Genomic DNA, 6,698 nt, shown 5'->3' with positions numbered 1-6,698 from the left:
CGACGGACCACCTGCAGCTGCTGATAATCCTTTTCGCCGAAGAACGTACAATCGGCGTCGGTCTGTAGCAGCAGCTTGGTCACGACGGTCGCCACGCCATCGAAGTGACCGGGCCGGTCGCCGCCGCACAGTCCGGCGCTGACACCGGACACGGAAATCGTCGTGGAGAAATCTGTGGGGTACATTTCCTCGGGCTCGGGGATATAGAGCACGTCAATCGCAAGTGGCCCGAGGATGCGGGCGTCATTGTCTTCGGTTTTGGGGTATTTTGCCAGGTCTTCGGGGTTGTTGAACTGACGCGGATTGACAAAGATTGTCACGATGACGCGGTCGGCGCGGCTGTGGGCGGCTTTGACCAAGCTCAGGTGTCCATCATGCAACGCACCCATCGTCAGGACCACACCAATCGTATCCCCCGCTCGGCGCCAGGTGTTGGTCAGGTCACGCAACTCGGATTTACGGCGGATAATTTTCATGAGGCGGTTCCTTGGTCAGTGAATACGTGCTCGGCGGCAGGAAAGGTGCGCGCGCGGACTTCAGCGGCATAGGTTTCAATGGCTGTAGATGCATCAGCGGCCAGATGGGCATAGCGTTTGACGAATTTCGGCTTGAAGGCGTCGAACAGTCCCAGCATGTCATCAATCACAAGGATCTGGCCGTCGCACCCAGCTGACGCCCCGATACCGACCGTGGGGATGGCAATTTGGGCCGTAATTTCGTCGGCCAAGGCGGCCGGGACTTTTTCCAGAACCACAGAAAACGCACCGGCATCCGCAACGGCTTGGGCGTCGTCCCGAATACGCGCTGCATCTGTTCCACGGCCTTGCACCTTGTAGCCGCCAATGGCGTTTACCGCCTGCGGGGTCAGCCCGATATGTGCCATCACGGGGATGCCTCGCTCGGTCAGGAACCGGATCGTATCGGCCATGTGCCGCCCGCCTTCAAGCTTGACGGCACCGGCGCCGGTGTCAGCCATCAGCCGTGCGGCGTTGCGAAACGCTTGGGCCGAGCTTTCTTCGTAGCTGCCAAAAGGCATATCGATCACCATCAAGGCCCGTGTGATGCCCCGCGCCACCGCGCGCCCGTGCAGGATCATCATTTCCATGGTCACGTCGAGGGTTGAGGTCAGACCGTGCAGCACCATCCCCACACTATCGCCCACCAACACAAGATCGCAGTGTTCATCCGCGAGTTTTGCCACAGGTGTGGTATAGGCGGTCAGACAAACCAGGGGCGTCGCGCCCTTGCGGGCAAGAATATCGGCGGCGTTCAACGCTTTGATCTGTGCAGGTCGGCTCATTTCAACATCCAAAGTTTACGTTAGGGCAACTCACTAAGAGGCCCTGGGGTGCTTTGCAAGCGCAGCGTAATATTATTGCGCTAACAGTGCGGTGAGTTTGCAGATTAGAAGTCCAATCCGATGTCGATTGTCTGTGCGGAATGTGTCAGCGCCCCTGACGAGATGTAATCGACGCCGGTCGCTGCGACCTCGGCGATGCGGTCGATGCGCATGTTGCCCGAGGCTTCTAGCACCAGACGACCGGCATTGATCTTGACAGCATCCCGCAAGGTTAGCGTGTCCATGTTGTCCAGCAGGACCACGTCCGCGCCGCCTTCGTCCAGCACCTCTTGCAACTGGTCGAGCCGGTCGACTTCAATTTCGGTTCTGACCATATGCGACGCCTGGGCCTTTACGGCTTGCAACACAGTCCGGATACCGCCCGCAGCGGCAATGTGGTTGTCCTTGATCATGATCGCATCCGAGAGGGAGAACCGGTGATTGAACCCACCGCCGTGCAGCACGGCCTGCTTTTCGACCAGCCGCAAACCTGGCGTGGTTTTGCGGGTGCAGGTGATGCGCGTGGCGGTGCCTTTTGTCTCGGCCACAAAGCTGGCGGTCAAAGTGGCGATGCCCGAAAGACGGCCGACAAAGTTCAGCGCCACCCGCTCGGCCGACAGGATAGATGCGGCGCGGCCTTCGATCTGCATCAGCAAATCACCCGACGCGATGCTGTCGCCGTCGCTTTTGTGGGCGGTGACCTTTAGTGCTGGGTCAATCAGCCGGAACGCCAGCGCCGCGATTTGTGTGCCTGACAGCACACCGTTTGCGCGTGCATTCAAGCGTGCGGTATAGCGTGTATCAGCGGGGATCACCGTGCGCGTGGTGATGTCGCCATAGGTGCCTAGGTCTTCCATCAATGCGGCGCGGACCAACGGTTCAAGAATGAGGTCGGGCAGGGGGCCTTGGGTCATGTCGTCTCCAGTGGCGCGGAGTAACGCGCTTGGGTGAGTGTGAGAAAGGAACGCGCGCCGGTTGCGCCGTCGCAGTCGGGATGGTCAGACCGGAAATGCGCCCCGCGGCTTTCGCGCCGGTTCAGCGCGGCGGTCGTAATCAGCGTTGCGGTTGCGGTCATATTTGCCAAGGCGGTGCAATCGGGTTGGTCCGCTTCGATTGTGGCGATCTCGTTCAGGGTCCGCTGTAGCCCTTGGGCCGTGCGGATCACGCCTGCGCCATGCGTCATCGTTTGGCGTAGCCGGTTCACCAGGTCGCTGCGCGGTGCTGTTGCGGGCGGCAGATCAGGCAAGGAGACAGCCGCCTGTTTCGTTGGAACAGGCCCAAGGACGGCATCCATGTCAACCGCTGCGCGCCGCCCGTAGACCAAGGCTTCGAGCAGACCATTCGATGCCAGCCGGTTCGCACCGTGCAATCCGGTCGAGGCCGCCTCGCCGCAGGCCCAAAGTCCTTCCAGCGATGTGCGACCCGCCGCATCGGTGGCAACGCCACCCATGTGGTAATGGGCGGCGGCTGCCACGGGGATCGGAGTGACCAGCGGGTTCAGTCCCGATTGTTGGCAGGCGGCGGCGACAGCGGGAAAGTCCCGCAACAATCGTGCGCCCAAGGCCGCGCGTGTGTCCAACGCCGGGGCCAGTCCGGCCTGCGATTGGGCAAAGACCGCGCGGGCCACGATGTCGCGCGGGGCCAGTTCGGCGTCGGGGTGGGCCTCTTGCATGAACCGGATGCCGTGGCGGTTGACCAGGATGGCACCTTCGCCCCGCAGGGCCTCGGTGGCCAATGGGGCGGGGTCCAGGCCGCAGTCGATGGCCGTGGGGTGAAACTGCACGAATTCGGCGTCGGCGATCACCGCACCCGCGCGTGCTGCCATGCCGATCACCTGGCCGCGCACACGCGGCGGATTGGTTGTCAGCCCGAACAGTCCGCCAGAACCGCCCCCTGCCAGCAACACGGCGGCCCCACGGATCAGGCAGGGCGCGGATTGACCGTTGGTACAGTGTACCACCTCGACGCCGCACACGGCGCCGTTCGCCATTTCAAGGCCGGTGGCCATCACACCCTCCAGGATCTGAATATGTGGGGCGGCGCGCACCTGTGCGGTGAGGGCGCGCATGATTTCGGCCCCGGCCTGATCGCCCCGCACGCGTACCACGCGGGCAAAGGAATGCGCCGCCTCGCGCGACATGACGTATCCACCTTTGGGAGTCCGGTCGAAGATGGTGCCAAGTTCAGTCAGGTCCAGAATATGCATCCGCGCCTCGTCGGCCACAGCTTGCGCGACCCGCGCGTCCACCGTACCTGCCCCAGCCTGCACCGTGTCGCGGGCATGGGCGGCGGCGCTGTCTGCCGGATGCATCGCTGCGGCCACGCCGCCCTGCGCCCAGGCCGAGGATGCGCCTTGTCCCAACGGTTCTGGCGAGATCATTAACACCGGGCGCGGTGCCAGATGCAGCGCTGCATATTGCGCTGCCAGCCCCGCGCCGACGATGACAACGCGACCCGTGTTGATACGCTTCATGCGATCAGCAGGCCAACTGCCGGGACAGATCAATCATGCGCTCTACGGCGATGCGCGCCTTGTCTGCCACGGCAGCATCCACTTCGACCGCCCCCTGCATTGTGTGCAGGGTCCACAGCACTTTTTCGAGTGTGATCTTTTTCATGTAAGGGCACATGTTGCATGGCCCCACGAAGTCTACGTCCGGCAGGCTGTCGGAAATATTCGAGGCCATTGAGCATTCGGTTACCAGCATTGCTTTGGCGGGGCGTTCGCGTTCCACATAAGCGATGATGCCGCTGGTTGAGCCCGAAAAATCCGCGGCTTCCACGACATCGGGTGGGCATTCCGGGTGCGCGATGATGCGGGTGTCGGGGTTGTATGTGCGGAAATCGTTCAGATCCTGCGCGGTGAAACGTTCATGCACGATGCAGGCGCCATCCCACCAGACAATGCGTTTGTGTGGCACCTGTTTGGCGACGTTCTGCGCCAGATATTTGTCCGGCGTCATGATCACCGTATCGCTTTGCTGTGCCGCGACGATCTGCGCGGCATTGGACGAGGTGCAACAGATATCTGACGCGGCTTTGACCTCTGCGGTGGTGTTCACATAGGTGACCACAGGCGCACCGGGATATTGCGCGCGCATCTGTGCGATGCCGTCTGCCGTGATGCTTTCGGCCAGAGAACAGCCTGCCTCCATATCAGGGATCAGCACGGTTTTGGACGGGTTCAGTATTTTTGACGTTTCGGCCATGAAATGCACGCCGCATTGCACGATGACATCGGCCTCGACCTTTGTTGCCTCGATCGCCAGTTGCAGGCTGTCGCCGACAACGTCGGCGATGCCGTGGTAGATCTCGGGGGTCATGTAGTTGTGGGCCAGGATCACTGCATTGCGCTGTTTCTTCAACGCGTTGATCGCGACCACATAGGGGGCGAAGATCGCCCAGTCGGGCGGCGAGATCACCCGCTCCATCTTGCTGTAAATCCCGGCATGCGCCGCGGCCAGTTCGGCGGATGGGGCAAGATCGTAGTGATGGGCAAGTTCGGTGCGCAGCGCGGTCTGATCAAGCAAGTGCTAAATATCCTCGGGTTATTACAGCCCATTCCGGGCAGTGCGGTCTAACCGGCAACGTTGAGATTTCCGGTGGTGGGATGTTTAGGGGGCGGCTTACGTAAGGGCAAGCGGGTAACGGTGGCACGATCCGAATGATCGCGTACCCATAGGTCGTGGTTCCACCTGTTGGGTTGCTCCGGCGGGTTTTGGAAGAAACCGGCGTGCTTGCCTCTGCAAAGCTGTAAGTGCAAAAGAGGCTTCCATGACCTTCACCTAAGGACAAAGAAATTGATCCGGCACATCGTCTTTTTTACTGCCAAATCCGAACGCGACGTCACGGACATTTTAGACGGGCTTTCTATCCTGAAAGGGATTCCCCATGCGTTGAAGTTGGAAGTGACAGCGAACCGGAAGTCCGATCCTATCAGCCAAGAAGTCGACGTGGTTGTATACGGCGAATTCGAGGATTCCGCAGCACTCGATGCCTACAAAGGACATGAGATCTATCAAGCTTCCATACGCCGGGTACGTCCATTGCGTGAATTGCGGTTCGCTGCTGATATCGAAGCATGAAGGCGCGCGGGGCGTGTTCCATCGTTATGTTGATGGGTGAGGAAGAGGTCAACTGCGTGACGGGTTAGAAATGACTGACGCGGGATGAACGGCTTTCCAATCTGCGATTGCCCGATGAAGCGGCCCATATGGGCTGGCGTCGATCGTTCAACGGGTTGCTTAGGGGGAGCCGTGCTTTATAACATCCATCGGGCGAGGTGCGCTTTGAGAGCGCGTGTGTTTGGAACCGGCGAACTCACGGGTTTGCGGTCACGTTGTTACATTCATCTGATGCGGTATGTGGGTATAGATGTGCGGATCATTTACTGTCCGGGCAAGCCCAGTGAGGAGACTTTCGATGAAACAAGCTATTCTGCACGAATTGAAGAAACGAGGTGCTGTCAGCCCGATGGAAGCGGTTTCACCGGAAGTTATTCAGGAAAGCCTAGCAGTGGAGCCAGCGCAGTTTGCTGCGGTTTTATCTGAGCTCACAGATTTTGAGCAGGTTGGCATGGTCGCAGGTGAGATCTATCTACGAGACACGTCATGCTTATAGCCGGTACAAAACAGGTGGTCTGTTCTATGACGATGCTCTGCAAGCGCGTCACCATTTATTGCCCAAGAGTTATCCCCAAAAAGTGGGGGTAACTCTGTTGATGAAATCAGCCTTGGGGAAGCCAGCTTGGGCGCGCTCTTGGGTGCTTGAATTTTAAGCATTTGTGACAGATGCGGCGCGCGGTTGGCCGCGATTGCGTTGATTTCCACGCAGAATTGACACCGGGGGTCGGGCAAAAATTTGGACAGTTTTCACAGCTTAAAGCGTCCCGCCCAAAACGATCGCCGGGATCGAGGCTGCACACATGATCCGAAAGAAAGCCCGGACAGCGTCTCATTTTTAGGTGATGCTGCCTCCAATGCTGCGATGTAATCTTCCCATGCGAACAGACCTTTAAACTGATCGTTCACGACGGTGCCAGAGGCATGGATATGTGGCTTTCAATGGCGTCATACGGACCCCCGACTAAGCATAGATATTCACTTTCTTCCCGTTCATGATTGGTCGTCTTTCGATTGCGGTTTGTGGCGCATTGCGGTGACCGCGGCCGGCATCAGAAATCCCGCCAACGTTTCAACTACGCGTGGCAGCGGTCCCGGGTCGAAGGAAACGTCTCGACTGAAAGCCGCCCACTGGCGCTGCTTGGCTTCGTCTTTACTGAACGCGGCCGTCAACGCATCTGGGGTCTCTGTCGGAACGGCCGTATCGCGCCGTTCAAATGTCGCCGCGATTGCGCGGC

8 protein-coding genes are annotated in these 6,698 nt (G+C 59.6%); 2 read left to right on the top strand and 6 right to left on the bottom strand.

The window, feature by feature from the left end:
• The 5 genes from A3764_RS02020 to nadA form a co-directional block, all read right to left on the bottom strand.
• Positions 1-476: 4-phosphopantoate--beta-alanine ligase (locus tag A3764_RS02020; RefSeq protein WP_150122056.1), on the bottom strand; the 476-nt coding region annotated here is incomplete at its 3' end.
• Positions 473-1,300, bottom strand: coding sequence for a 3-methyl-2-oxobutanoate hydroxymethyltransferase (gene panB / locus A3764_RS02015; RefSeq protein WP_067267178.1), 828 nt, complete (start codon positions 1,298-1,300; stop codon positions 473-475). The genes panB and A3764_RS02020, both read right to left, overlap by 4 nt.
• A gap of 104 nt (positions 1,301-1,404) precedes the next feature.
• Positions 1,405-2,253: a carboxylating nicotinate-nucleotide diphosphorylase gene (nadC, locus tag A3764_RS02010; protein ID WP_067267143.1), complete on the bottom strand. Its 849-nt coding sequence runs from the start codon at positions 2,251-2,253 to the stop codon at positions 1,405-1,407.
• Positions 2,250-3,812 (bottom strand): L-aspartate oxidase, encoded by a 1,563-nt coding sequence (locus tag A3764_RS02005; protein WP_067267144.1) that lies wholly within the window; start codon positions 3,810-3,812, stop codon positions 2,250-2,252. Before A3764_RS02005 ends, nadC begins: the two co-directional genes overlap by 4 nt.
• Positions 3,813-3,816: 4 nt before the next feature.
• The gene (gene nadA / locus A3764_RS02000; RefSeq protein WP_067267146.1) at positions 3,817-4,869 is read right to left on the bottom strand and encodes a quinolinate synthase NadA; all 1,053 of its coding nucleotides are present in this window, start codon (positions 4,867-4,869) and stop codon (positions 3,817-3,819) included.
• Between the two features lie 270 nt (positions 4,870-5,139).
• Here nadA and A3764_RS01995 point away from each other — a divergent pair, with 270 nt between their 5' ends.
• Together A3764_RS01995 and A3764_RS01990 are read left to right on the top strand one after the other, a co-directional pair.
• On the top strand, positions 5,140-5,424 hold the full coding sequence (locus A3764_RS01995; RefSeq protein WP_067267148.1) for a Dabb family protein: 285 nt from the start codon (positions 5,140-5,142) through the stop codon (positions 5,422-5,424).
• Between the two features lie 337 nt (positions 5,425-5,761).
• The gene (locus A3764_RS01990) at positions 5,762-5,959 is read left to right on the top strand and encodes a hypothetical protein (RefSeq protein ID WP_067267149.1); all 198 of its coding nucleotides are present in this window, start codon (positions 5,762-5,764) and stop codon (positions 5,957-5,959) included.
• 494 nt (positions 5,960-6,453) lie between these two features.
• On the opposite strand, the gene A3764_RS25855 is transcribed toward A3764_RS01990, so the two are convergent.
• The coding region (locus tag A3764_RS25855; protein WP_236627991.1) for a hypothetical protein at positions 6,454-6,698 on the bottom strand (245 nt) is incomplete at its 5' end.

The sequence above is a fragment of the Sulfitobacter sp. HI0129 genome, assembly GCF_001635395.1.
In the GTDB taxonomy this organism is placed as follows: Bacteria; Pseudomonadota; Alphaproteobacteria; order Rhodobacterales; family Rhodobacteraceae; genus Sulfitobacter.
The sequence above is the reverse complement of the archived record's forward strand: the minus strand, read 5'-3'. Positions and strand labels throughout refer to the sequence as shown.

Coding starts and splice junctions, on each gene's coding strand:
- A3764_RS01990 (WP_067267149.1), top strand. CDS start 5,762: ATGAAACAAGCTATTCTGCACGAATTGAAGAAACGAGGTGCTGTCAGC.
- nadC (WP_067267143.1), bottom strand. CDS start 2,253: ATGACCCAAGGCCCCCTGCCCGACCTCATTCTTGAACCGTTGGTCCGC.
- A3764_RS02005 (WP_067267144.1), bottom strand. CDS start 3,812: ATGAAGCGTATCAACACGGGTCGCGTTGTCATCGTCGGCGCGGGGCTG.
- panB (WP_067267178.1), bottom strand. CDS start 1,300: ATGAGCCGACCTGCACAGATCAAAGCGTTGAACGCCGCCGATATTCTT.